Here is a 26,238-nt window from a genome sequence, read left to right as displayed (position 1 = left end):
TACTTTTTACTAAGCAATCTTTTGTGGGGACAAAATGGGAACTTTCTACTAAAAAATGCGGAATCGATTGAATTTCTAAACATAAACAATAGATAAGAGGAAAATAAATCATTTTTCTTGTAGTCTTCTAATCACTGAACAAGAAATTCTGATTTTACATAGTATCGCTATTTTAAGTATAAACAGAGATAAATGCACATCGAGCTCATTTTTATTTGTTAGAGAAAGGAGGAGACTGCCCATGGGTGATTTGATCGTCAAAGTAAGCCTGCTATTCGAAATGTTGTTTGCCTTCTTGATAGTTGTGTTAGTGATTTTAACCTTGATACTCGTTATCAAAAAGCTAACAAAAAAATAAATAAAATTTGAACGTCTTAACCTACATATCTAAATACATGATTCGTTCACCATTTTCTGGATCATACCTTTGACTATCAACAAATCCGAAGCGTTGATAATAAGGGATGATCTTTTCGTTTTCGTCATGCACACTTAGATAAATACGCTCAACAGCATATTGTTCTTTCATCAAGTCAATAAGTAAAGGCAAAAATAAACTACCATACCCTTTTCCCTGTGAGCTCGCTTCAATCATCAATCGATCTAACCACATAGATTGCTCCTTTTGAGCACCAATCATCGAAAAACCGACAAGTTTCTGACCATCATACATGGCTAACGGTCGCCACCCTAGTGATACATCATAGGCGGCTTCCAGTAAAGAAGCTGCATTCGTTTCTATAAAATTTAGTTGATTTTCTGAAACAGATAGCGCAATTACATCTCGCCAATTAGATTCGTCGACCTCTTTAAGTAATAAATTCATTCGAACACTCCTTCACAAAAGCTATTTCTTTTTACAATCATTGTAGCTACTGAACTTTCGCTGAATGTCTTCAGCTCGTCTTCAAGTAATTTTCTGGTGCTTACTTTAAGTATAAGCTATTCGAGCTTAATGCTACATATCTTCCTAGTTAAACAATGCTCAGAAAATCGGTGTTTAGCATTTGTGAAAGTTAATCCATTGTTTCTCACTGATACTTCCATCTTAAAATCGATCGTAAAAAATGGACTAAAACAATGGAGAAAAGCATAAAATCCAGAACATATCCCTTAGGCTATGATCTGGATTTCATGCTTTTGATGTATTCAATTAATCACTATCTTTTTGTACAGTCATGACAATATGGCTATATTTCTCACAAGATTTCACTTTGTACTTTATAAAAATCTCTTTGATCATCTTGATTATTTCCTGTTTCTCTTTTGCCTTGAATTTGAAACCAATCTTATGCCCAAGAGATTCTTGTTTTTTATTTTTATTCGCAAAAGGCAAGATAATATCAACAGTTCCATTAAATGTTTGTGCAAACAGAAATATTTTTTCATATAGATTTCGAAGTTCTACGTCAGATAAAAATTCCGCAAAACCATTACAAGAAATAATTAAATGATCATATTGTCCAAGCATTGCCTTTGGATATTTTTCCCAAAAATCAAAAATAGATATATTTTCTCTTGTTATAAAATGATTCGAACCAAATAATTTTTCTGCTATTAATTGATTATTTCCCAACCATTTTGAGTCAATATCGATATTTAGACTTCCATAAGGCTTATTAAAGCAATTATTTGTTAAGTCATTGATTCTATGTATTAGGCGTTCAATCTCGAGACTATCAAAACCTGCTCCTGAGCCAATATCAAGAAAATAGAAGGATTCATTTTTTTCTATGTACTCTTTGATATTTTCCCTTATTCCTTCTTTGATTTGTTGTCTCCTCCAAACAAGAGGTGGAGCGGCAACCTCTAACATTTTTTTGTCTACTTTTTTTCCAAAAAGACCCGACTGTGGTGTATTAAGTAAAACATAAAAAGTAACTTCTTCTGTTCCTGGGCGTCGTGACATGATATTCGCTAAAGGACTCAACTTTGTCAGTACTTTGCCCAAAAATGTTAATGTATAAGGAGATGACGGTAGATTTTTACTTTTAAAACTACTTAGAAACAGTTCTTCCTGATTTATTTTGTAGTAGAAAGAATCATTTTTGATTTCAATGAATTCCCATACCGTTGGTTCGTGCTTCACTATATCCCAAGCGTCCTCGAACTTCAACAAATTTTGATTAACCATGTTTTTTTCTCCTAATTTTTATTTAAATCCATTGTAACAGTAGATAACTGTATCATGAAATGGGTACACTCTCTAAAACTCTCTAAAAACCGATATCTTTATGAATCGGCTGCTAACAATCTGTGTCTATCAAACCTATTGTCGTTAATAAGTATGATAAACAAGAATGATTGCGTAGAACAATGATGAAGTATCATCTTTTATGTGAATGACAAATTCTGTAAAGCAATTTAGAAATAGATAACATATAAAAAGAATAACAATACTTTTAGATTTCTCCAAGGCACAATTTTTGTCTAGGGATATACAAAAATTGAAGAAACGATTAAACGACTTTTGACAGATATAAAAAAACATCAGTCAATATATCTCATATCAAAAATGGAAAAATCAGGGCATACGATACTTATTTTTCTCACAATAGATCTGAATGAAATCCTATAATGAATGTGTACTCCTGTTGATTTTTATGAAAAAAGACAAAGGTTTCAGATGTCTTTTTTGAACGAAGATATCTGAAGTCTTTGTCTACAGTCTGAATGAAACACACGACGAATCAATTTATATTCTTTTTTTTACGGACAAATGTTACTCACTAAAATAAGTAAGTAATGAGTTTGTCAAACTTTCTGCAAATTTTTCTTGGTAATCATCCGTTACTAGTTCAGCCAAGTCAGAATCATTATTCATATACCCCATCTCCACCAAGATCGCTGGTTGAAGGTTTTCACGTAAGACTTGATAATTGCCATAGGCGATTCCACGGGAATTCAAGGACAAGTCAGAAAAACCATCAGCAATCGTTTGTGCTAGTTCCTCATTTTTCTCGTAATAGTAATAAGTAGTGATTCCTGTAGCTTCATTAGCAATTTCTGTTGAATCAGCGTGTAAGCTAATAAAGACATCCGCTGATTTTTCTTCGCTGAATGTACAGATTTCACCAAGTTGAATGAACTCATCTGTCTCGTGTGTCAAATAAACGGTTGCTCCTTCTGCCTCTAAAGCTGCTTTTACTTTTTTGGCTGTACTTAACGTAATCGTCTTTTCTTCGACTCGTTCGTCATTACTCAATGCGCCGACATCATCACCACCATGTCCTGGATCAAGAACAATCACTGCTTCAGACAAACTGGTTGGCTGGTTTTGTATTTCTTGTACAAGTACTGTTCCAGCCGTTTTTGCTAAATATCCAGTTGTCCCAGCGTTTGTTTTTATTTGATAACAGTCATCTGTTTCTGAAAGATATTCTGTTAATTCGCCTCCATTAACTGTTGTAAGTTCAGTAGTTAATCTTTCATCTGCATAGACGATGCTATCTTCTTTTCCAATTTTGATTTGCTTGAATGTTTCACGATTACTTGTTGTGGTACTGGTTGCTTTCGTTTCAGTTGTTTGAGTGCTTCCTGTTTGTTCAGCTGTTGTTTTTTGTTCAAATATTCCCAAAGATTTAGCAGCAAAGAACAAGACACCCATTACTAAAAACAAGCTACATATTTTTTTCATCTTCTCACTCACCTCGTTACAGACAGTGTAAGAAGAGAAGCTTAAAGGGAACTTAAATATTCAATTGATCATGTGCTAACAAAATTCTTTTGATTTTTTGCAAAATAAAAAGATGTTCCTAATTAGGAACATCTTTTTGGGTTACTCTTCTTCTTCAGCCATGAATGTATTGAATACTTCTTCAATCATATCCCACTCAGCGTCTGTTTCGATTTGTTGCAATTCGCCTTCTGTACCATCTTCGTTTTCGATGTAAGCATAAGCTTGTAACTCAACGTCTTCATCTTCAGAAGCTCCAGCTGGGTATAATAGTACGTAGTTACGACCGAATTCTTCTTGTCCATCAACTGTCAATAAGATTTCGTAAAGTGTTTCGTTTCCTTGGTCATCAACCAATGTGATGTGCTCATGTCCTTCATGGTCATGATCATGTGAATGATTATGTTCTGTCATATCAATTCCTCTTTTCGTTTTCTAAAATAGTTGTTTACCCGAACCGTCAAGATAGTTTTGTAAAATCATGACTGCGGCTAATTTATCAATTACTTTTTTTCTTTTTGCTCGTGACGTATTTGCTTGTTCTACTAACATGCGTTCAGCTTGAACTGTTGTTAGTCGTTCGTCTTGAAATTCGACCGGTAAAGAAAATAGTTCTTTGATTTTTTCTCCATAAGCCATGGAAGCTTCTGCTCTTGGTCCAATTGAGTTATTCATATTTTTGGGCAATCCTACAACAAATCGATCCACTTCATATTCAGCGACCAATTCTTTTAGTCGATCAAAACCAAATTCGCCAACTGCCTCATCAATTCGAATAATTTCTACACCTTGGGCAGTCCAACCAAATGGATCGCTTACTGCGATGCCAACTGTTTTTGAGCCAACGTCTAAGCCCATTACTCTCATAAATTCACTCCATGATTTGAAAGATAATCTTTAACAATTACTTCCATAATTTCATCGCGCTCATGACGTCTGATTAAGTTTCGTGCGTCACGATAACGAGGAATGTAGGCCGGGTCTCCAGAAAGTAAATAGCCGACAATCTGGTTAATAGGATTGTAGCCCTTTTCTTCCAAAGCCCGATAAACGATTGCTAATGTTTCACCGACTTCTTTTTTGCGATTATCATCAAAATCAAAACGTACGGTTTCATCTGTAAAACCCATGATTCTACACCTCTTTCCCACAAGGTATTCATTCTACCTTATCCACACTCATTTTACTAGAAAAAGACAAAACTTACAAATTTTGTAAGTTGCCAATCTCTTGGCTTTAGAAAATCTTCCGAATCAATAGAACATGATTTTTCTAACATTAGATTATTTTTCTTGAGCATCTTTTTTTCTTTTACGAATCATTCTTACTATACTAATAAGTAGAGAGTACATGAAGTACATGAAAACTTCAAATAGTAAAGGAGGGACGATATGCTCAATAGATTTTTTAAATTGCTTGCTTGTATCGTTGGTGTAGAATTAATAGGATCTGTATCAGGATTTTTTGCTGGTGATATTCCCGCTATCTATGCTCAGTTAGATAAGCCGTTTTTGGCACCACCAGGAAATATAGTTGGAATCATTTGGACTGTACTTTATGCATTGATTGGTCTAGCATTATTTCTAGTGATTGACAGCAAAAGTGCGAAAAAGAAAACACTTGCTTACGTTCTTTTTGGTGTTCAATTGGTACTTAATTTTATTTGGAGTATTCTTTTCTTCGGCGGATCATACTTTTGGATTGCTTCATTTATTAGTCTATTTCTATTACTTACAATTATTTTCAGTATTCGTGAATTTCGTAGTATATCTAAAGGCGCAGCTATCTGCTTCATTCCGTACTTGATTTGGATTGCTTATGCAACCTATCTTTCTTTTGGATTGGCTATTTTAAATTAATTTTTTCGAAAAAGAGAGTGTGACGACAAAAAATTGTCATCACACTCTCTTTTTTGGTGACCCATTATTGCAAAACAGACTTCAATAAAGCAAAGTTTCTTGAGCTGATTATTTCCGTACTTCTCTATCAAAAAGCACAGGTGATTACTCTAAAGAGTTGCGCACTTTACCATCTTTTCGCTTATTTCTTACTCTTAACAGCTTGACCTGTTTGGTAATTGATTGTGTAGCCGTCCTGAACGTTATAAATAAAAACATTGAACTTCAATTTAGAATCTTCGATACTTTGTGCTTCTAATTGAACACCACGCGCTACTAGTTCATTCTCTTCAAAATAAGGTGTCACTCGGTAACGTACATGGTGATTTGTTTCTTTGATGTATGCAGCAATATCATTTTCATGTGCCAACATATAAGGCGTGTTTAGTGAACGCGTTCCTGTCATCAAATTTTTAATGTTATTATTTTGACCAGTTAACTGGAAGCCAATTAAGTGACTGCGATTGTATAACCATTGTCCATCTGTTAACTTTTTTTGTTTCCATCCAGTTGGATTTACATAAAGGGGTTCTCTTTTTTCTGTTGGAAACAATTCTCTTCCTAACATTGCATTTGCTGAACCTACTCGATTTAAATGATCTATCTCAGAGTATTTTTCCCAGACTCCTTTATTTAAACTAAGATCTGATGGAGAAAAATCAGGTTGATTATGATTGATTTCGATTTCCTGATGCTTTCCATCATATTCAGGAACATCTGCTAACCTTGTCGCTTGTGGCGCTGAATCGAAAATTGCAGTAATTTGTTGAAAAATATCCGAATCATTTTGCGTTGTCGAAATTCCAAAAACACCTGCTAAAATCGCGATCACAACACCCATAATAGTCTTAGTGGTTTTCTTACTCATTTATCTACTCCTTTTCTCACAAACCTTCTAAACTTTAACATACGTTCCCCTCTTTAGAAACTCTCTTTTTATTTTCAATCAAAAAAAAACGTACTTCTACTGTCTTCTCGACTATAAAAGCACGTTCTCTGTATTAAGCGGGTGACGAGAATCGAACTCGCGACATCAGCTTGGGAAGCTGGGATTTTACCACTAAACTACACCCGCATTACTAAAAAAAGTATACGCCTCTTTTTTCCATTGCTCAAGTTTTTTTTCATCCGCTTTTTTACTTCATTTCTGTTTTTTGTAGTAAAATGAAAACAACAAATGAACATTGGAGAAGATGGCATGTCGGAAAAAGAATTGAATTTATTACTTGATACTTGTTTACTTGCAGGTAAAATCATGATGGAAAGCAACGCCGAAATGTACCGGGTAGAAGATACGATGAGCAGGATTGCTTTAGCTTCTGGCAACTATCGTCTAGTTAGTTATGTCACACAAACTGGATTATTTATTGGAATTGATCGAACTTCAACTATCCGAATGGAACAAATCACCAATCGTTCCATCAATCTTGAAAAAGTTGTCAAAGTCAACGATTTGTCACGACGCTATGTAGCTAAAGAATTAACATTACCCGAACTTTATGACGCCTTACAAAGCATTTACAAAGAACGTTTCTTTTTCCCTGTATGGCTACAAATTTTTAGTGCAGCTGTAATCAGTGCAACTATTATGGTTTTATTTGGTGGCGAATTAGCTGATTTTCCCACTGCATTCCTTATTGGCGGTATAGGATATGCTATTTATTTATATAGCCTAAAATTTTTCAGGATAAAATTTCTTTCAGAATTTTTTTCTTCTTTATTTATTGGGCTAGCAGCCATTCTTAGTGTTCGACTAAACATCGGAATCAATCAAGATTTGATTATTATTGGATGTGTTATGCCGTTAGTGCCTGGGGTTCAAATTACCAATGCTATTCGTGATTTACTAGCTGGTCATTATCTTTCAGGTGTATCTCGTGGAACAGAAGCAATGATGACAGCTACTATGATTGGCTTTGCCATCGCTTTTATTTTTCAACTTTTTTAATCGAAAGGGAGCCTGCCTATGTGGACGATACTTATACAATTTTCTTTTAGTTTTTTAGCAACGGCGGCATTTGCCATTATCACAAATGTACCTCGCAGTGCATTGATTTGGTGTGGTTTTTCTGGTGCACTTGGCTGGATGATCTACTGGGTCACGATTACCTTTGGCGGTAACGCTGCATTTGGGTCCTTGCTTGGTTCATTAGGGGTCGCCTTTATTAGTGATGTTTTTTCCAAAAAGTTCAAGATGCCGGTCACCATTTTTAATATCCCTGGAATGGTTCCACTGGTTCCTGGGGGATTAGCTTATCAAGCTGTCCGAAATCTAGTCACTGGTTCGTATCAAGAAGCGATTACTTATGCGGTACAAGCGATTATGATCGCTGGTGCAATTGCCTTAGGTCTAGTTTTATCTGAGGTATTTAATCATAATATTCGGAACTTTAAATTAAAGCGTGATTCTATGATCAATAAACGTAAAAAAAAGTTTCTATTAAAGAAATAAAAGAAGCCGGGACAAAATCGTCTCGACTTCTTTTTTTTAGTGATTCTATTTGTGTAACGAATAGGGAGATTTTTGCGAAAGTGTGCTTGCTGTGTGGAATAGAACACTGTGTCCTATAATAGTCTATTTCGACATGCAAAAAGTAACATCTTCACATCCTTCATCACTGCTTTAAGGATATAGGGAAACTATTTTAGAAAAATTTTCTTATTGCCTACATTCACTACAAAATATGAGGGGCTATTTTGAGTGTCTGCTCACTATCTAGTCGGAGTTAACCGCTTGGAGCCACAATCTTTTCCTCTTCCTAAAAAGAACGATACACATATTGATTTTTTGGCGCAGTCACTTTCTTAGCAGTCGTCACATGTACAGTCGGAATATCTCGCTTAAATGGTTGATAATATTCAGACTGAATCATACCTTCCACATGATACCACTCATCGTTTTTAACAACGACTCCTTCGGGCATCTGCGTCAATAATCCAAAAACACCTGAATCTGCTACACAATGGATGATACCAAAACGGAACAAGAAAATATCTTGCTTTTCTTTATCTGGGGTCTGATAAACAAAACCATCATAGCTAATTGTTTTTCCAATAAATTCACTTGGATAATTATAGATCAGTTCCATGATCTCTAAATAATTTTCATCTGTGATCTGAATCGTTTGTTGTTCTCCATATTTTACTTTTAATTCGTTCATCTGTTCTTGATAATCAGACTGATTGAAATAAATACTCGTATCAGGTTTCAAATATTGCGTCTGCATTTCCGGATCGCCTACTGATTCTTTACTAACAGGAAAATTAAATCCCTTTGCTTCAACGATCGTAGTATCCAAGCTAACTGTTGGAAACAATGTTCCTACTATGATTGGTAAAGCTAGTAGTATATAAGCAATCAAACGCTGACTTGATTTTGTCAATCCGTGGTCATGATCGTGATGCTCAGCTGTTGCTTCATTTGGATCATTTTTTCCCCATAAATAGAGCTGAACCAATGCTAACACCGCAGATAAAACCATCGAAAGGATTGCTAAATACCGATAATGAACATTGATATACTGATCGAGTTTTCCAGAAACTTGTAAATACATCATCAGTTCAAAATAACCTGATAAAATTAAAAAACGGATCATTGCTTTCCCTCCTAGATGATTAATGTATAACCTATAACAACCACTGCAATGACACAAATCAAAGCGAAGATAAATTGACTTTTAAAGTAGCGCTTCATCATCAACAGATTTTTGATATCCACCATTGGTCCAAAAACTAAAAACGCCACAACAGGTGCTGTTCCGAACAAACTTAATAAGGAAGAACCAATAAACGCATCTGCTTCAGAACATAACGACATCGTAAATGCGAGTAACAGCATGATGATAATTGCTAAAATTTTAGTTGATCCTAAAGTTAACATCACTCGCGTTGGCAAATACGTTTGCATCGCTGCCGCAATCAGCCCACCAATAATCAAATAGCGACCTGTATCGAAAAACTCATCAATCGCATGAGTCAAGACATGCCATATTTGTTGACCCAGTCGATGTATGCTAGCAAATTTTATTTTTTCCATTTTCTTGTCTTCAATCGGCAATTCATGGTGGTGATGTGAATGTTTTTGTCGTTCATTTAAGTGGTTTTGAATCAATTTTTCTTTCAAGACAGATTCCTTTTGAAAATAAGCTAACCAAACACCTACTACTAAGGCAACCAAAAAAGCCCCTAGCACTCGCCAGCCTGCCATTTTCCAAGAATTGCCAAACGCGATATAAGTTGAAAAAATCACCACTGGATTGATAATGGGTGCAGTCAACATAAAAGCAAAAGCAGTTGGTACTGGAACATCTTTTTTTACAAACTGATGGACGATCGGCACAATACCACACTCACACGAAGGAAAAAAGAATCCTAATCCAGAGCCAACTAAAATGGATAAAAATTTATTTTTAGGAAGCCAACGTCGAACACGTTCCGGCGTTAAAAAAACTTGTAATGCTCCCGAAATGATGCAACCTAATAAAACAAACGGTAGTGCTTCGATAACGATTGATAAAAAAATCGTGCTCATTTGCAAAACCGAGTTGGGTAACCAAGAAAACATGTTGTCTCTCCTTCTCATTCAACGTCATTTGCCAAAATAATATACGCTTTTCCTAAAAGAATTACAAGTTCAGAAAAAAACTTTACTATTCTCTTATCTTTTAGCTTCTTTTTTTGTAAAAACAACTTGATTGACAATTCACTCGTTCCCGACTACATTTAGTCACAGAAAATAAAAATGAGAAGTGAGGTCACTTGAATGCAGAAAACAACTCAGCTATCAGAAGCGCTGCACCGCATTGACACGGAAGACACGATTGTTCTTTTTCTTTCCATGCCTCATTGTAGTGTTTGTCATGCAATTGAGCCACGTCTACAGAAGTTGCTGTCCTCATTCGATCTTCCTGCCTTACATCTAGATGCTCATGAGGTTCCTGAAGTGGCTAGTACTTTTGAAGTTTTGACGGCCCCAGTGATTTTGATTTTCCACAAAGGAAAAGAAGTTGCTCGTCAAGCACGTTTCATTGACTTAAAAAAAATTGAATCCCTTTTAACTCAGCTAGTCCAGATTGATACCACACCAAGCTATGCAGAAATTTTCAATAGAAAAAAGGGTCAGTGACAAACGTAGCTCAAATAGAAAAACCGCCTAACATCCATTTATATAAATGGATGTTAGGCGGTTTTAAATTGATAAATGTTTTATTTTAACACAAACATTTTTTAGATTATTCTTCATCCGTTGTGTTTAAAGTTGCATCTGAATGTAGGAAATAAATCAATGTCTGTAATTCATTTGTTAAATCCACATTTTGAATCAAAACATCCGCTGGCGCGTTTAATCGCGCAGAGGTAAAGTTTAGAATTCCCTTGATTCCTGCTTCAGTTAAACGGTTTACTACTTCTTGTGCTTTTGAAGCAGGGATAGTCAAAATAGCTACTTCGATTTGTTGGATCTTGATTTGTTCCATCATATCATCCATCGGATAAACGGGAATACCGTCAACGATTCTTCCAACGATTTCTTCATTGACATCAAAAGCACAGCTAACACGGATACTGTTACTTTGATGAAATTTATATTTTAACAAGGCGCTTCCTAGATTACCGACACCAATCAAGGCAACATTTGTTAGTTGATCATCATTTAGCGTTTTAGCAAAGAAGTGCATTAAATCTTCCACGTCATACCCATAGCCACGTTTTCCTAGTTCTCCAAAATAAGAAAAGTCACGTCGAATCGTTGCACTGTCGACTTGGACTGCCTCACTTAATTCAGTTGAAGAAACTTTTTTCTTTCCAGCATTATTTAAAATTCTCAAATAACGATAATATAAGGGCAAACGTTTCGCTGTTGCCTTTGGAATTATATGATCTTTCACTTGCTTACCTCCACGAGTTTCTAATTTCTCTTTGATTTACCCATCATAGCAGTATCCATGGGAAAAAATCAATTTGATTGCTCGGATATTGTGAATTTTTATTCTTTATTCATCTTTTTATCATTGTCACCAATCTCGCAGTCTTAATGAATTTATGGTAGACTACAAGTTGAAAATTACTTTTTATTCCTAGAAGAATTCACAAAGTAGAAAAGAGGATTCGATGATTTTATTACAAGCCAACCAAGTCGCCCGCCATTTTGGTGCGGACGTTTTGTTTCAAAATATTCATTTAGAAATCAGCACTGGCGCACGAATTGCCTTAGTTGGTCGCAATGGTGCTGGAAAATCAACGCTACTAAAAATAATCGCAGGTCTAGAAGCTCCTGATGAAGGTGCGATTACCAAAAATAAGACAGCCACACTCGGCTATCTAGCACAAGACACTGGGCTGTCTTCTAATGAAACTGTCTGGAATGAGATGCTAAAAGCTTTTGCAGAAGTGCGCAAAATGGAACAACGCATGCGCGAATTAGAGGTTGCAATCAGTGAAGGAGTTCCTGAAACACCTGCTTATGATTCTTTTTTAAAAGAATATGATCGATTACAACACGAATTTTCCGATAAAAATGGCTACGGTTATGAAAACGAAATTCGTTCCGTCTTACATGGATTCAAATTTGATCCTTCTTTTTACGATCAAACAATCGATACTTTATCTGGTGGACAACGAACACGTCTTGCACTAGCTCGGATGCTTTTGCAGCATCCAGACATCTTGATTCTTGATGAACCTACTAACCACCTAGACATTGAGACACTTTCATGGTTAGAAAATTATTTACAAGGTTACACTGGCGCTTTACTGATTGTCTCACATGACCGTTATTTTCTTGATAAGGTTGTCACTGAAGTATATGAGCTTAGTCGTCAAAAAATGCGTCATTACAAAGGAAATTATTCCAAATATCTTGACCTAAAAGCTGAACAACTTGCAAGTGATTGGAAAGCTTATGAGAAACAACAGACAGAAATTCACAAACTAGAAGACTTCGTTGCTCGTAATCTTGTGCGCGCATCAACAACCAAACGTGCTCAGAGTCGTCGGAAAGCGCTAGAAAAAATGGATCGCTTAGACCGACCTCTAGGTGATGAAAAACAAGCCCATTTCCTTTTCCATGCAGAAAAACCTTCTGGAAATGTTGTCTTACAAGTAGAAGATGCTGCAATTGGCTACGATGGTGAGGTATTATCAGCACCAATCAATTTAGATATTCGACGCCAAGAAGCAATTGCTCTCGTTGGACCAAATGGAATTGGCAAGTCAACTTTGCTTAAATCTATTATTCATCAGCTACCTTTTATTCGAGGAACTCAGCACCTTGGAACCAACGTAACAATTGGCTATTATGACCAAGGTCAAGCAAACTTACACACAAATAAAACAATTTTGGCAGAATTATGGGATGAACATCCTACTTTACCGGAAAAAGAAATTCGTAGTGCATTGGGCGCCTTTTTGTTTTCTGGCGAAGATGTTGAAAAAACGATTCCATTATTAAGTGGTGGCGAGAAAGCACGGGTTGCGTTAGCCAAACTAGCAATGAACCAAGAAAACTTTTTGATACTGGACGAGCCAACAAACCACTTAGATATTGATAACAAAGAAGTGCTAGAAAACGCGCTAATTGATTACGATGGCACCCTGCTTTTTGTTTCTCATGACCGTTACTTTATCAATCGTATCGCAACGAAGGTGGTTGAGTTATCTGAAAATGGTAGCAAGATGTACCTTGGAGATTATGATTATTATTTGGAAAAGAAACAGGAAGAAGAAGAAATTGCAGAACTTTTGGCAAAAGAAGAACAAACAGAAGTCGTTGAAACACCTACTAGCAAATCAAATTACTATCAAAGTAAGGAACAACAAAAATTGATGCGTAGTTTAAGTCGGAAAATTACGCAAGTCGAAGAAGAAATGGCGCAATTGGATGAAACAATTGCACAGTTAGAAAGAGAAATGGTCCATCCTGAGATTCTTGACGATCATGTAAAATTAAACGATCTGAACAAACAATTGGAACATGCGCGAGCTGAGCAAGAAGAAAAATTGGTTGCTTGGGAAAACTTGAGTATTGAGTTGGAACAGTATGAATAAGGTGATGGTTCCAAGCGATCAGCTCTGAAAAAAATAATGAGCAACTGACAAAAATAGCTTCTCATATTTTTAGACAGTTGTACATGATTTCAAGGAGCTGCTTGGTGAACACTAAAAAGTTATGATACACGACACTCGTCTGATATAAAAATTCAAAATCTTCAACACAAAATAAAGCAAGTATTTACTTACCAAAAAGCATGTTGCGACTTTTTTCGCTTCGCATGCTTTTTTCTTTTTATCCATTTTTATCCCTTCCTCTGCTCCGGCACAATTCTTTGCTGGATTGTAAATAAAATAGTACTATTCAAATTAGAAAAGGAGTTGTTTTTATGAAATTTGTAGTCATTGGCGGCGTTGCTGGTGGTCCTTCCTTTGCGACTCGCTTACGCCGATTAAATGAAGAGCATGAAATTGTGATTTATGAACGAGGTGAACATATTTCCTACGCTAGTTGTGCACTTCCTTATTATCTCGGACAAGTGATCGATGACCGTGATTCATTGATTGAACGAACACCTGAAATTTTAAAAATCAAAAATAATATTGATGTGTTTACGAAGCATGAAGTCACAAAAATTGATCCCGATAAAAAAGAATTAACTATTCATGACTTAACAACTGATCATGTCAGCCAAACAAATTATGATTATCTAATTATTTCTGCGGGCGCCCGCCCAACTTTACCACCAATTCCTGGTGCAGACCAAGCCGAAAATGGTTTTGTTTTGCGCAGTGTGACGGATGCTGATAAAATCCAATCCTTCATTCAAAAAAATGATCCAAAAAATGTTTTAGTTTTAGGTGCTGGAGTCATGGGATTAGAACTAGCTGAAAACTTTAAACATCGCGGTATGGAAGTTACTTTAGTCGATCAGTTAGATCAAGTTGCTTTTCCTTACGATCATGAAATTGCTGATTTAGTTTATGATAAATTAATTGAACAAGGCTTAACTGTTCATTTAAATACACATATCAATGACATTCGCCAAAAAGGAAACGAAGTTCAATTATCAGACGGAGCTCTTCTACATCCTGATATGATTTTATTTGCTACAGGCGTAGCACCGAATAATGAAATTGTTAAATCTGCTGGTATTTCAATGAGTAAAAGTGGTCAAATCATCGTTGATAACCAATTAAAAACGAATCTTCCTGATATTTTTGCCATCGGTGATATTATCGAAACAACCAGTGTAATTACGCATCAACCAACACCAAGTATGTTATCAAGTGCTGCAAATCGTCAAGGACATCTACTGGCAGATATCGTCAATGGTGCACCTTTTACGTATCGCGGTTACATTGGTGCCGGTGTAGCAAAAATCTTTGACTATACTGCAAGTTATGTTGGTCTTACGGAACATCAATTAAAAGAAGCTGGTATCACTAACTATAAAACGATTTTTATCACTCCTTTCGACCATGCAAATTTCTATCCAGGTGCTACTCGACTAAATCTCAAACTAATTTTTGAAGAAGAAACTGGAAAAATTTTGGGCGGTCAAGCAGTTGGTGAACATGGTGTAGACAAACGAATCGGTGAATTATCTGTTGCTATTACTGGAAACTTAACTGTCTTTGATTTACCAGATCTTGAGTTGCCCTACTCTCCACCTTATTCAACTACTAGAGATCCATTGAATATCGCTGGCTACGTTGCAATCAATCAGCTAAACAATACCGTGAAAACAATAAAAGCAAGTGAATTAACCAAAGAAGAATTACAAAACAGTTTCTTTTTAGATATCCGAGAGGCAGACAAGCCTAAGTCGGGAAGTATTGAGGCAACCAAAAATATCCCGATGAATGAATTGCGTGATCGAGTAGATGAGATTCCTAAAGATAAACAAGTTTTTATTACTTTTAGAAAAGGGTTGAATACCTATACTTCTGCTCGAATTTTGGCAGGATTTGGTATTAAGGCAACTATGATTGAGGAATAAGGTTGTGTCGTAGAGCGTTTGGTTCCGACAAAATAATAAATAATTGACAAAAATAGTTCTTCATCTTTTGAAGTAAATGCAAGCTATATGGAGGAGTCTTTTTGGGGACACCGAGGGAAAGAGTGTGACTCCAAGCTGTCAGCTCCAGCTAGATAGTAATCTGATACTCAAAATCTGCATTTCAAAAGAGAAGCATGCGGTAAATATCGTATGCTTCTCTTTTTTGATTAAAAAAAAACGACCGCGGTGGGTAGCCGCGGTCTTAGGAGTTATTTTTACTTGAGGAGTAAAAATGAAAAAGTATAGGGTTGTTTGTTGGTATGTATTTATAATAGAACGTAATTGTGAAGAAATTATGATTGAAATCTTGTCTTTTTTTTGGATTTGTTTAAGAAAAAGTAAACATCTTATTTACGTAATCAAAAATAGTTCGCTTGATAACCTCAGATAACTAAGAAATGGAGACCTTACTGAACTGACCATTGTGTTAAATTAATCGTTTGTTCTACTTTCTTTTTCATATTTCTCGATTGCTATATGAGTCAAAAAGTTCGCTTACTCTATTTTGCAAGAAAAGATTAACTAAATTTCGTAAAAAGACTGGTCAGTCATTAACTAACCAGTCTTGAGCCTTAATTGCAAACTATTATGAAATTTATATCTTACAAAAAAAAGTACCGTATATTATTATATTAGGCTACATAATCCAAAATAATTGATTGATAGCTATCAATCATCGCTAAATAATTATCAAGTTCAACATACTCATTCACTTGATGTGGCAAAGTTGGTACACCAGGCCCAAAAACAACGAAATCAAATAGCTGTTTTGCTTTGGGAAACTCAACTGCATCAGTTGTTCCAGCAGCACCAAATAGTGGGAATGGCTGTTCAAATAGTTTTTGGATACTGTGGAGCAAAGAAGATTCGGGATTTGCTTTTACCGGAATTTTATTGAGATCAATTGTTAACTCAAGTTTAAATTCAGTTTCTTGGTTCAAGTCATCCACGATTTTTTGCAACAATTCAATGACTTTATCATTTGAAAATTCTGGAATCGAGCGTATATTTCCTTGTAGCTGTACATAACTTGGAATACTGTTTACCTGATTTCCACTATTGATAATTGTTACGTTATGGATTGTCCGACCTAAAACAGGATTTTCGACTGTCTCTGCCATGCGTTTCATCTCTGTATTGACTTTCGTCATGAATTCATTCAACTGATCAATGGCATTATATCCTTCTTGTGGGATTGAACTATGGGCCTCTTTACCATATGATGCGACAGTGTAGTTGATTGAACCCACGTGAGTATACATCAAATTGTAGTTGGTTGGTTCACCAATGATCAATCCATCCAAGTCGTCTACGTATCCTGCTTTGGTCAATTGTTCACTTCCTAGTTCCCCTACTTCTTCACCCACTGTAGCCAATAATTTGATTTTGCCATTAAATGTTTTTCCAGTTTTTTTTAAATCAATCATCGCGAGAACCATTGCTACAAGTCCACTCTTCATGTCTGTTGATCCACGATCATATAAACGATTTCCTTCAATTTTCGCTTCAAAAGATTTCTGTGAGAACTCACTTTTATTGTGGAAAGGTAAAAAAAGCGCCTAAAAAGACGCTTTTTTTTGGTAGAAAATTGGAAAACTGAGCTTTTAAAAGCACGTCAACAAAGTTTTTTAACCCTTGAGTTTCCGCCAGTTTTACTGAGTTTTGCCATCATTTGCGATACATTTTGAATTCCAAAAACAGATCATTATAGATGCTCAAATATTTAGGACCAAGATCCTCATAGACTTCCAGATGGGCAATCGTTTCATCTGATGGATAGAATTGCTTATCACCAGAAATTTCTTTTGGTAATAGTTTCTTAGCCGCAGCGTTTGGCGTCGAATACCCAATATACTCTGCATTTTGAGCTGCATTTTCTGGTTTAAGCATAAAATTGATAAAATCGTAGGCACCTTCCGTATTTTTTGCGGTCTTTGGCATCACAATGTTATCAAACCATAAATTTGAGCCTTCTGTGGGAATAACATAATGTAAATGATCGTTTTCTGACATCATGTCGGCTGCTTCTCCCGAGAAAGTTACCGCAACTGATGCTTCTTCGTTAATCATGTACATTTTGATTTCATCCGCTACGATTGCTTTGACATTTGGTGTTAACTGATTCAATTTATCTGCAGCTTCATTTAGCTCTGAAAGATTTTTACTATTCAAAGAATAGCCCAAACTATTTAAAGAAAGCCCCATCACTTCTCTGGCCCCATCAATCAACATCAAGCTATCTTTTATTTTTGGTTGCCATAAATCGTCCCAGTGTTGCATTTGTTTTGCATCTAAAAATCGATCGTTGTAAACAATTCCTAACGTTCCCCAAAAATAAGGAATCGAGTATTTGTTTCCTTCATCAAAAGCCAAATCTAAAAATCGAGGGTTGATATTATTTAATCCAGTGATTTTGGAATGATCCAGTGGCAGCAATAAATCTTCTTTTATCATTTTTTGAATCATGTATTCACTTGGAATCGCAATATCATAATTCGTTCCACCTTGTTGGATTTTCGTGAACATTGCTTCGTTTGAGTCAAATGTTTCGTAGTTGACTTTATAGCCATATTCTTTTTCAAATTTAGTCAACAAACTAGGATCAATATAGTCACCCCAATTGTAAATCGTTAAAATTTTAGCATTTGCCATACCACTTGATTTTTCCAATTGATGAACGCCGAATAACAAAACAACAATAATCATCACGATGCCAAAAAATAAAGATTGCAAATTTTTCATTGTAGTTTTGCCACCTCCTCACGCATGCGACGATTTTTTTTGCCTCTTTTTGGACTGTTTTCTTTACTAATAAAATAATAACCAATTACTAGAATCATTGAAAACAAGAAAACAAGTGCACTCAACGCATTGATTTCCAAACTAATTCCTTGACGCGCACGAGAATAAATCTCCACTGACAAGGTAGTGAACCCGTTACCCGTAACAAAGAACGTCACAGCAAAATCATCCAATGAATAAGTAAACGCCATGAAATACCCTGCAATGATCCCAGGAGAAAGAAAAGGTAAAATGATATTTTTCACTACCTGCAGATTATTGGCACCTAAATCTCGAGCAGCATCCACCATCGAATCGTTCATTTCTTGTAATTTTGGCAATACCATCAACACAACGATCGGGATACTAAAAGCAATGTGTGAAAGTAACACACTTTGAAATCCTAAACCAAAGCCAAGCAAAGTGAAAAAGATCAAAAAGCTAGCACCAATAATAACATCTGGTGAAACCAATAAAATATTATTCATACTCAACAATGCTGTCCGTGATCTTCTTTTTTTCGTGTAATAGATTCCCATTGCTCCAAAAGTCCCAATGATTGTCGCCAATAGTGCAGACAAAAAGGCAAGCATGAAGGTGTTCAGCACAATAATAATCAAACGCGTGTCTTCAAAAACCGCTTGGTAATTTTCCCAAGTAAAGCCAGTGAAACTTGTCATAGAGCCGCCGTCATTAAAGGAGTAGAAAATCAAATAAAAGATTGGCAAATACAACAATAAAAAAACAATGGCTAGATAAACATAAGACCACTTGAATTTTTTCATTAAGAGCGCCCTCCTTTTTTCTTCTCACCTGTTAAAACCATGACCACAAACATCGCAATAATCAAAATAACGCCAATCGTCGAACCCATTCCCCAATTCTGGGTAACCAAGAAGTGTTGTTCAATTGCTGTCCCCAACGTGATCACACGGTTTCCTCCAATTAATCGCGTCAACATGAATAAAGAAAGTGAAGGGATAAATACTGCCTGGACACCACTTTTCACACCGTTTAAAGATAAAGGAAAAATCACTCGACGAAATGTTTCTAGATTATTTGCTCCTAAATCTCGACTTGCACTAATTAACGATGGATTCAACTCTTCTAATGCGTTAAAAATCGGCATGATCATAAACGGAATCTCAATATAAGTGGCAACAAATAAGAAACTCACATCTGTAAATAAGATTTGCTTAGTTCCAATACCCATGAAATCAAAAAAGTGATTAACGCTTCCATTGATGCTAAAAATCCCAATAAACGCATAAGCTTTCAGCAATAAGTTGACCCATGTGGGCAAAATAATCAGCATCAACCACAATTGCTTATGTTTCAATTTAGTCAAAAAATAAGCTGTCGGATAACTAATCAACAACGCAAAAACTGTAATCAACAACGCATACCAAACAGAGTTGAAAGTCATCCAAAGATAGGTTCCTGAAGTAAAGTACGTAGCATAATTTGCTAAAGTAAAGTGTCCATTCATGTCAAAAAATGATTGATAAATAATCATAATAACTGGTGCAATTACAAATAATCCTAACCAAAGCATATAAGGGACTGAATAAATTCTTCGCATTGTTTTCATGACACAGCCTCCTTACTCTTCATAGCTTTCTAGTCGTGCATCAAAGTCTTCCTCTGATTCATTGAAACGCATAACATGGATATCTTCTGGTTCAAAAGAAAGGCCTACTTTACTTCCTTCTTTGGCTTTCTTCGTTGAGTGAACCATCCATTCATTGTGCTGTTCATCGAAACAAATAATTTCATAGTGTACGCCACGAAATAGCTGAGTATCTACTGTAACAACTAATTTTCCTTTATCAGGTGTCGTAATATTCAAATCTTCTGGGCGTAAAACAACTTCGACCGGTTCATTTGGACGCATTCCACCATCCACACACTCAAATTGTTTTCCAACAAATTCAACTAAGTTGTCCTCAATCATCACACCATCAACAATATTACTTTCTCCAACAAAATCAGCAACAAAATGATTGATTGGTTCATCATAAATGTCCACTGGTGTACCACTTTGAACAATTTTTCCTTTATTCATAACAAAAATTTCGTCACTCATTGCCAAAGCTTCTTCTTGGTCATGTGTCACAAAAATAAAAGTGATTCCTAAACGCTGTTGCAATTCGCGTAATTCATATTGCATATCTGTTCGTAATTTTAAATCCAAAGCAGACAATGGCTCATCGAGTAACAAGACTTTGGGCTCATTAACGATGGCGCGTGCGATCGCGACACGCTGCCTCTGTCCACCAGACATTTCACTGATTTCTCTCGTTTCGTAGCCAGGAAGTTGGACCATTCTTAGTGCGTCAGTCACTTTTTTTCGAATTTCATCTTTAGGCATCTTTTTTATTTGTAAGCCAAAAGCAACATTATCAAATACATTCATATGAGGAAATAATGCATAGTCTTGAAAAACGGTATTTACTTGACGTTTATTGGCAGGAAGATCGTTTAGTCGTTTCCCTTCAAAATAAATATCCCCTTCAGTCGCTTCCGTAAAACCAGCAATAATTCGTAAAATCGTTGTTTTTCCACATCCGGAAGGCCCTAATAATGTATAAAATTTTCCTTGTTCAATTTCAAAACTAACCTTTTTTAAAATCGTTTCATCGTCATAGCGTTTCACTACTTGATCAAACGCAATAATTGGTTTCCCCACTTCTTCCTACCTCCAATTTATAAATACGATTTTGTCGCAACAATCAATACTTTCGTCTTAGTTGTCAAGTGATTTCTTAACTGATGTTGCTTCGTCGCTTGATAATAAACAGACTGACCAGCTTTTGCAAAATAACTCTTCTCACCTAAGGTTAACTCTAATTCCCCTTCTAACACAAAAATAAACGTTTCAGATAAAGAAGGTTCAAATGTCTTATACTCACCAACTGACTCAAACGTCAAGAGAACAGGTTCCATTTCTTTTTCATTTGAATCAGAAACTAACCATTCCAGTTCATACCCATTTTCTTCATCAAAATAAATCGTATGGTCTTCTGCTGAATAAACGATCTGCAAGCTTGGTGCCTCTTGGCGAAAAAATTCTTCTGGTGAGACACCCAAGACTTCGAGTATGGAAAAAAAAGTTTCCATTGAGGGCGAACTCAAGTCTCTTTCCAATTGAGAAATATAGCCTTTTGATAAATCTGTCCGTTCGCCAAGTTCTTCTTGTGTCAAGTTCTTTTGAATTCGTAAATTTCGTAACTTTTCTCCAATTTCCATTTTTTCCTCCAACGGAAGTTTTCTAATAGTAAACTTAAAGTTTACAATCACCTGTATTAGTATACGAATTTTAACAAAAAACGCAACCCTTTCAGTTTATTTTTTTGAGAAAAAAACGTGTGATAAAAAAAAGAATTTTACGTCTAGAGAAAAGAAAAAAATTTTCAGGAGGCATTCGCTATTTTTTTATAAAAGCTTAGAGAAAGAACTCCGAAAAAAATGATGTGTTTATGGTATGATATAAGAAAATTTTGAGGGAGGTTTCATTTTATTATGGAAACTTTTAAATCTTTTCAAGTAACAAAGGAACCAACATTTCAAGCAAAAATTATTGAGCAAGAACCCATTGATCTAAGAGACAATGAAGTGCTTGTTAAAGTTGCTTACTCAGATGTTAACTATAAAGATGCTTTAGCTAGCAGTGAATCTGGAAATGTGATTCGGACTTACCCGATGACACCCGGTATTGATTTAGCTGGAACTGTTATCAAAAGTTCAACTGAACACTTCTCACCCGGTGAAAAAGTTTTAGTTACTGGCTACGGACTAGGCGTTACTCATCCTGGTGGATACAGTCAATATCAAGCGGTTCCAAGTGAATGGCTAGTCAAGTTACCTGAACAATTAAGTACACGACAAGCAATGATTTTAGGAACAGCTGGATTGACTGCGGCTCTTGCAGTCAATGCGTTGTTAGAACAAGGAATGAAGCCAACGAATCACGTGTTAGTCACAGGTGCTTCAGGCGGTGTAGGTAGTGTAGCAATCGCTTTACTACATAAATTAGGTTTTACAACTATCACTGGTCTTTCTCGGAAAACAGCTGCTGCATCTTGGCTAAAAAAATTAGGTGCAACTCAAGTTGTTCAACCAGCTGCTTTTTTACCAGAAAAACCAAAACCACTAGCAAAACAAACCGTTGATTATGTAATCGACACAGTTGGTGGCGCTCAATTGAGTCAACTTTTACCTTTGATTTCTTATAATGGAGCTGCTGCGTTGTGTGGCAACGCCAGTGGGATTGAATTAACTACAACCGTTTTACCTTTTATTTTACGAAACATTCAGTTGATTGGGATCGACTCCGTCAATGTGCCTCATGAACGACGAGAAAAAATTTGGAACCAATTGGCTGAACTAGCAATTGCGAATGACTTATTGGTCACAGAAATTTTGCTTGCCCAATTACCAGAAACAATTGCTCAATTGTTGGCAGGAACACATCAAGGAAGAACTTTAGTTCATATAGGTGAAGAATAATGAATATTTTGATAACTGCTGGTGGAACCACGGAAAAAATTGATCAAGTACGTGCAATAATCAATCATTCAACTGGTCGTCTAGGTAAACAAATCGCGGATGCTTTTTCGAAAAACCCCGAAGCAATCATTGACTATGTCACCACCAAAAACAGTGTGTTACCTAAGCCGAGTACCATGATTCACTTGCATATGATTGAATCGACACATGATTTATTAACAACTCTAGAAACACTTTTACAAACAAAAACATATGACGTCATCATTCACAGTATGGCTGTCAGTGATTTCACCCCTAGTATTAGTTTGTCAAAAGAGCATTTCATTGAAAGTTTTGGTACAAATGAAGTGACTGAAACTTCTTTTGACAACTGGCTGACCCAAACAAAGCAAGCTGACAACAACTCTGCCAAGAAAATTTCTTCTGACACAGATCAATTAGTCATTGTTTTAGAAAAAACACCCAAAATCATTAGTTATTTGCGGAACTGGCAACCTACTGCATGTATTGTTGGATTTAAGTTACTTGTGGATGTTTCAAAAGAACACTTACTAAATATTGCGCAACAAAGTCTGGTCAAAAATCAAACTGACTTCATTCTAGCTAATGACTTAACTGAAATTTCTCAAGAACACCATCACGGGTATTTACTCGCAGCAGATGGAACCGTTACTGAAGCATTTACAAAAAAAGAAATTGCGGATCTGATTGTTACAAATGTTCAAAAAAATAAAGGAGATGATTAAATGAAAACTGTTCTACTTGGTATTTCTGGAAGTATCTCTGCCTACAAAAGTGCAGATATCACCAACCAATTGACGAAGTTAGGTTATCAAGTTGAAGTCATCATGACTGAAAGCAGCACGCATTTCATTACACCGTTAACTTTACAATCTTTAGCCAAACGTCCAATTCACACAGATGTCATGCAAGAAGCTAACCCTAAAGTAATCAACCATATTGAATTAGCAAAACAAGCTGACCTCTTTCTAGTTGCTCCGGCAACAGCCAATATCATTGGAAAGCTAGCAAATGGAATTGCGGATGATTTACTTTCTACAGTTGCACTTGCTTTACCTCAAAAAACACCCAAATTGATTGCACCAGCTATGAACACGAACATGTACACAAATCCAATCAACCAACGAAACTTAACCACTTTGAAATCTGTTGGTTATCAAGAAATCGAACCAAGAGAATCCCTACTAGCTTGTGGTGATTTTGGCAAAGGCGCATTGGCAGATGTCCAAATAATTATTGATCAAGTGCTGTTACACTTGAATCAACGAACAATGTAGAGGAGGAAAAGTGATGAAAAACACTAAAAATTTCACTTTAACCGCAATGTTTTTAGCTATTCTTATCTTACTAGCAGTCACACCACTCGGTTTTATTCCGATTGGTCCAATCAATGCAACGACGATGCATATTCCAGTCATTATTGCATCAATCGTTTTAGGGCCAAGATTAGGCGCATTTCTTGGTGGGGTCTTCGGCTTCATCAGCTTAATCCGTAGCACCATTATCCAAACCCCACTTTCCTTTGTTTTTTCTCCTTTAGTTCCTGTGATTGGTACCACTCAAGGTAGTTGGAAAGCATTGCTGGTGGTTTTTATTCCAAGAATTTTGATTGGTATCGTTCCCTACTTTGTTTATTTAGGTATCAAGCGCTTTTCTAAGAGAAATACTTCTCCTGTTGCCTTATTTATCGCAGGATTGGTCGGCTCACTTACAAACACGATTTTAGTAATGAATTTGATTTATTTTTTATTCCAACAAGATTATGCTCAGGTAATTGGTGCAAGTGCAAATGCGGTCTACTCGGCGATTCTTGCTGTGATCTTTACTAGTGGAATTCCTGAGGCAATTGTGGCAGGACTAGCAACTGCAGCTGTGGCAAGTGTTCTTCTTAAGTTGATTAAGGTAAACCCTACACAAGAATTGTAAAAAAGGTTGTGGCTCCAAGCGTTCAGCTTCGAAAAAATAATGAGCAACTGACAAAAATAGCTTGCCATATTTTTGGACAGTTATGAATTATTTCGAGAAGTTGCTTGGGGAACACCGTGTAAAAGGTTGTGAAAGAAGTGCCCAGCTCCAATAAATAAGAAAAAATTACCAGAAATTGCTTCCCAAATTTTTGAGTAATTTAGGCTTATTTGGAAGGAGTTACTTCTTGAACACCGTAGAAAAAGGTTGTAGTGCAAAGCATTTAGCTTCAAAAACGATCTCCCTGAATGATTAGTCTAGCTTTTCTCACATTCATTAAACAAAAGAAAGCAATAAAAAAGAAAGCCTTCCCAAACATTTACTTATGTTTAGGAAGGTTTATGCTATAATCAAATTTGACAGTGAAGTTGAATGACGGTGGTTACTTTTCGAAAGGTGGTGGTGCTTATGAATATAAGTACCGGACGCTACGAAAGGAGTAACCCTTTTGTCCGCATATGAAACAATTCAAATCATTCTTGGTTTTGGTATGTTTACCATCGCATTGATTGGTTTGATTGTGGCTGTGCTTAAAAACGACAAAAAGAAATAGCTAGTCGTCACTTTAGCGAGACGACTAGCTATTTCTTTTTGATATCGTAATGTCTTTGCCACCGTCTTTAGCGGTGAAACGCAAAGATGATTAACTTTACTCCCATTTTTTATTGTTCATTATGTATTTGATTTTTAATAGTTACTTTCCAAATAGTCGAAAACTATTTTCTTCGATTATTTTTATAGTATTTTATAAACAGTAATATTACTACAAAAACAGTCGAAAAGATCAGAAAATTTCTCATCGGAAACATATACGTAAACTCCTATCAGCTATCGTATAATCATTACATTATCAGATAGCACATTGCGTTTGTGAATCAAGGCTACAAATGGGAAATTCTGCTGTTAACGTCAGTCGAACACCACCTTTTGTTCTACCTTTATTAATCATAGCTTTAATGTCAGCCTGTCCTTGATTACAACAATTACTTAATATCCCAGCTCCAATAATAACACCGACGACAGCCCCCATAACTCCACCAATTACCGCTCCATAGGCTGCCCCATTCACAGCAAATCCTACAGCGGCACCGCCTAAATAATCTCTTAAGTTTGCTAAACCTGCCTTAGTGGTTGCGTACTCATTAATACCACCATTCACAAATTTTTCTGACCATCCATTACCTAATGGTACTATATAATCACCTAGAGTTTGAACTGCATAGCACATTTTGACTTCAGCACCAGCATATTTTACTATAAGTGATTGAATCAAGTATGGTTATCTTCTCTGGTTGAAACATTTTATTTGTTTCTATACTATCATCATTTTCTGAAGCAT

27 protein-coding genes, 1 tRNA gene and 1 pseudogene are annotated in these 26,238 nt (G+C 36.0%); 11 read left to right on the top strand and 18 right to left on the bottom strand.

Translation table 11 applies throughout. The annotated features are described in order from the left end of the window. Positions 1 to 379 precede the first annotated feature (379 nt). The 6 genes from AC4BD1_RS02660 to AC4BD1_RS02635 all read right to left on the bottom strand — a co-directional run bounded on the left by AC4BD1_RS02660 (position 380) and on the right by AC4BD1_RS02635 (position 4,806). Positions 380 to 826, bottom strand: a complete 447-nt coding sequence (locus AC4BD1_RS02660; RefSeq protein WP_490485778.1) for a GNAT family N-acetyltransferase — start codon at positions 824 to 826, stop codon at positions 380 to 382. A 327-nt stretch (positions 827 to 1,153) separates the two neighbouring features. Continuing rightward, positions 1,154 to 2,134: a hypothetical protein gene (locus AC4BD1_RS02655; RefSeq protein WP_206907075.1), complete on the bottom strand. Its 981-nt coding sequence runs from the start codon at positions 2,132 to 2,134 to the stop codon at positions 1,154 to 1,156. A gap of 588 nt (positions 2,135 to 2,722) precedes the next feature. Next, positions 2,723 to 3,637 (bottom strand): N-acetylmuramoyl-L-alanine amidase family protein, encoded by a 915-nt coding sequence (locus tag AC4BD1_RS02650; RefSeq protein ID WP_206907074.1) that lies wholly within the window; start codon positions 3,635 to 3,637, stop codon positions 2,723 to 2,725. A 141-nt stretch (positions 3,638 to 3,778) separates the two neighbouring features. Next, the gene (locus AC4BD1_RS02645) at positions 3,779 to 4,090 is read right to left on the bottom strand and encodes a DUF1292 domain-containing protein (protein ID WP_067481590.1); all 312 of its coding nucleotides are present in this window, start codon (positions 4,088 to 4,090) and stop codon (positions 3,779 to 3,781) included. Positions 4,091 to 4,111: 21 nt separating this feature from the next. Beyond that, entirely contained in the window at positions 4,112 to 4,543 is a 432-nt protein-coding gene (gene ruvX, locus AC4BD1_RS02640) for a Holliday junction resolvase RuvX (protein WP_206907073.1), read from the bottom strand. After that, a complete protein-coding gene (locus AC4BD1_RS02635; protein ID WP_067481587.1) occupies positions 4,540 to 4,806 on the bottom strand; it encodes an IreB family regulatory phosphoprotein in 267 nt (88 codons plus the stop codon). Before AC4BD1_RS02635 ends, ruvX begins: the two co-directional genes overlap by 4 nt. Before the next feature lie 261 nt (positions 4,807 to 5,067). Here AC4BD1_RS02635 and AC4BD1_RS02630 point away from each other — a divergent pair, with 261 nt between their 5' ends. Continuing rightward, positions 5,068 to 5,535 (top strand): TspO/MBR family protein, encoded by a 468-nt coding sequence (locus AC4BD1_RS02630; RefSeq protein ID WP_490466927.1) that lies wholly within the window; start codon positions 5,068 to 5,070, stop codon positions 5,533 to 5,535. 181 nt (positions 5,536 to 5,716) lie between these two features. Here AC4BD1_RS02630 and AC4BD1_RS02625 read toward each other — a convergent pair whose 3' ends face one another. Then, positions 5,717 to 6,442 carry a DNA/RNA non-specific endonuclease gene (locus AC4BD1_RS02625; protein WP_206907071.1) on the bottom strand — a complete coding sequence of 242 codons (726 nt, stop codon included), beginning with the start codon at positions 6,440 to 6,442 and terminating at the stop codon, positions 5,717 to 5,719. A gap of 136 nt (positions 6,443 to 6,578) precedes the next feature. Continuing rightward, positions 6,579 to 6,649 (bottom strand) — tRNA-Gly (locus AC4BD1_RS02620). Between the two features lie 123 nt (positions 6,650 to 6,772). Here AC4BD1_RS02620 and AC4BD1_RS02615 point away from each other — a divergent pair. Both AC4BD1_RS02615 and AC4BD1_RS02610 read left to right on the top strand, forming a co-directional pair. Beyond that, positions 6,773 to 7,522 (top strand): threonine/serine exporter family protein, encoded by a 750-nt coding sequence (locus AC4BD1_RS02615; RefSeq protein WP_206907070.1) that lies wholly within the window; start codon positions 6,773 to 6,775, stop codon positions 7,520 to 7,522. An 18-nt stretch (positions 7,523 to 7,540) separates the two neighbouring features. Further along, positions 7,541 to 8,026, top strand: coding sequence for a threonine/serine exporter family protein (locus tag AC4BD1_RS02610; protein WP_206907068.1), 486 nt, complete (start codon positions 7,541 to 7,543; stop codon positions 8,024 to 8,026). 307 nt (positions 8,027 to 8,333) lie between these two features. On the opposite strand, the gene AC4BD1_RS02605 is transcribed toward AC4BD1_RS02610, so the two are convergent. After that, positions 8,334 to 9,170 (bottom strand): TIGR03943 family putative permease subunit, encoded by an 837-nt coding sequence (locus AC4BD1_RS02605; protein ID WP_490485777.1) that lies wholly within the window; start codon positions 9,168 to 9,170, stop codon positions 8,334 to 8,336. Positions 9,171 to 9,181: 11 nt separating this feature from the next. Further along, a complete protein-coding gene (locus AC4BD1_RS02600) occupies positions 9,182 to 10,138 on the bottom strand; it encodes a permease (RefSeq protein ID WP_206907064.1) in 957 nt (318 codons plus the stop codon). A gap of 198 nt (positions 10,139 to 10,336) precedes the next feature. Between AC4BD1_RS02600 and AC4BD1_RS02595 the strand changes: the two genes are divergently transcribed. Next, a complete protein-coding gene (locus AC4BD1_RS02595) occupies positions 10,337 to 10,699 on the top strand; it encodes a thioredoxin family protein (protein ID WP_490466925.1) in 363 nt (120 codons plus the stop codon). A 106-nt stretch (positions 10,700 to 10,805) separates the two neighbouring features. Here the strand turns inward: AC4BD1_RS02595 and AC4BD1_RS02590 are convergent, their stop codons facing one another. Further along, positions 10,806 to 11,459 (bottom strand): redox-sensing transcriptional repressor Rex, encoded by a 654-nt coding sequence (locus tag AC4BD1_RS02590; RefSeq protein WP_206907060.1) that lies wholly within the window; start codon positions 11,457 to 11,459, stop codon positions 10,806 to 10,808. A gap of 223 nt (positions 11,460 to 11,682) precedes the next feature. Here AC4BD1_RS02590 and AC4BD1_RS02585 point away from each other — a divergent pair, with 223 nt between their 5' ends. Together AC4BD1_RS02585 and AC4BD1_RS02580 are read left to right on the top strand one after the other, a co-directional pair. Continuing rightward, complete coding sequence (locus AC4BD1_RS02585; RefSeq protein WP_490466924.1) at positions 11,683 to 13,617, top strand: ABC-F family ATP-binding cassette domain-containing protein; 1,935 nt, start codon at positions 11,683 to 11,685, stop codon at positions 13,615 to 13,617. Between the two features lie 332 nt (positions 13,618 to 13,949). Further along, positions 13,950 to 15,563 carry an FAD-dependent oxidoreductase gene (locus AC4BD1_RS02580; protein WP_490466923.1) on the top strand — a complete coding sequence of 538 codons (1,614 nt, stop codon included), beginning with the start codon at positions 13,950 to 13,952 and terminating at the stop codon, positions 15,561 to 15,563. A gap of 692 nt (positions 15,564 to 16,255) precedes the next feature. On the opposite strand, the pseudogene AC4BD1_RS02575 reads toward AC4BD1_RS02580, so the two are convergent. The 6 genes and pseudogenes from AC4BD1_RS02575 to AC4BD1_RS02550 all read right to left on the bottom strand — a co-directional run. Continuing rightward, a pseudogene (locus AC4BD1_RS02575) lies at positions 16,256 to 17,161 on the bottom strand (ArgE/DapE family deacylase); the annotation flags it as partial. A 130-nt stretch (positions 17,162 to 17,291) separates the two neighbouring features. Further along, a complete protein-coding gene (locus AC4BD1_RS02570; protein WP_206907054.1) occupies positions 17,292 to 18,365 on the bottom strand; it encodes an ABC transporter substrate-binding protein in 1,074 nt (357 codons plus the stop codon). Continuing rightward, positions 18,362 to 19,189, bottom strand: coding sequence for an ABC transporter permease (locus AC4BD1_RS02565; protein WP_490485776.1), 828 nt, complete (start codon positions 19,187 to 19,189; stop codon positions 18,362 to 18,364). Before AC4BD1_RS02565 ends, AC4BD1_RS02570 begins: the two co-directional genes overlap by 4 nt. After that, positions 19,189 to 19,995, bottom strand: a complete 807-nt coding sequence (locus AC4BD1_RS02560; protein ID WP_490485775.1) for an ABC transporter permease — start codon at positions 19,993 to 19,995, stop codon at positions 19,189 to 19,191. Before AC4BD1_RS02560 ends, AC4BD1_RS02565 begins: the two co-directional genes overlap by 1 nt. 12 nt (positions 19,996 to 20,007) lie before the next feature. Next, complete coding sequence (locus AC4BD1_RS02555; protein ID WP_206907050.1) at positions 20,008 to 21,093, bottom strand: polyamine ABC transporter ATP-binding protein; 1,086 nt, start codon at positions 21,091 to 21,093, stop codon at positions 20,008 to 20,010. A 17-nt stretch (positions 21,094 to 21,110) separates the two neighbouring features. After that, positions 21,111 to 21,653 carry a helix-turn-helix domain-containing protein gene (locus tag AC4BD1_RS02550; RefSeq protein ID WP_490485774.1) on the bottom strand — a complete coding sequence of 181 codons (543 nt, stop codon included), beginning with the start codon at positions 21,651 to 21,653 and terminating at the stop codon, positions 21,111 to 21,113. A gap of 273 nt (positions 21,654 to 21,926) precedes the next feature. Here AC4BD1_RS02550 and AC4BD1_RS02545 point away from each other — a divergent pair, with 273 nt between their 5' ends. The 5 genes from AC4BD1_RS02545 to AC4BD1_RS02525 all read left to right on the top strand — a co-directional run bounded on the left by AC4BD1_RS02545 (position 21,927) and on the right by AC4BD1_RS02525 (position 25,452). Then, entirely contained in the window at positions 21,927 to 22,913 is a 987-nt protein-coding gene (locus tag AC4BD1_RS02545) for an acrylyl-CoA reductase family protein (RefSeq protein ID WP_490485773.1), read from the top strand. After that, positions 22,913 to 23,659, top strand: coding sequence for a phosphopantothenate--cysteine ligase (locus AC4BD1_RS02540; RefSeq protein WP_490466894.1), 747 nt, complete (start codon positions 22,913 to 22,915; stop codon positions 23,657 to 23,659). Before AC4BD1_RS02545 ends, AC4BD1_RS02540 begins: the two co-directional genes overlap by 1 nt. Further along, a complete protein-coding gene (coaC, locus tag AC4BD1_RS02535) occupies positions 23,660 to 24,211 on the top strand; it encodes a phosphopantothenoylcysteine decarboxylase (RefSeq protein ID WP_490466893.1) in 552 nt (183 codons plus the stop codon). Positions 24,212 to 24,224: 13 nt separating this feature from the next. Further along, the gene (locus AC4BD1_RS02530) at positions 24,225 to 24,860 is read left to right on the top strand and encodes an ECF transporter S component (protein WP_490466892.1); all 636 of its coding nucleotides are present in this window, start codon (positions 24,225 to 24,227) and stop codon (positions 24,858 to 24,860) included. Positions 24,861 to 25,347: 487 nt separating this feature from the next. Continuing rightward, positions 25,348 to 25,452, top strand: a complete 105-nt coding sequence (locus AC4BD1_RS02525; protein ID WP_490466891.1) for a putative holin-like toxin — start codon at positions 25,348 to 25,350, stop codon at positions 25,450 to 25,452. 297 nt (positions 25,453 to 25,749) lie between these two features. Here AC4BD1_RS02525 and AC4BD1_RS02520 read toward each other — a convergent pair whose 3' ends face one another. Further along, the gene (locus tag AC4BD1_RS02520) at positions 25,750 to 26,172 is read right to left on the bottom strand and encodes a glycine zipper family protein (RefSeq protein WP_490466890.1); all 423 of its coding nucleotides are present in this window, start codon (positions 26,170 to 26,172) and stop codon (positions 25,750 to 25,752) included. Positions 26,173 to 26,238: the final 66 nt, after the last annotated feature.

It is taken from the genome of Enterococcus sp. DJ147D b (genome assembly GCF_058216655.1).
This window is presented reverse-complemented; position numbering and strand designations above follow the sequence as displayed.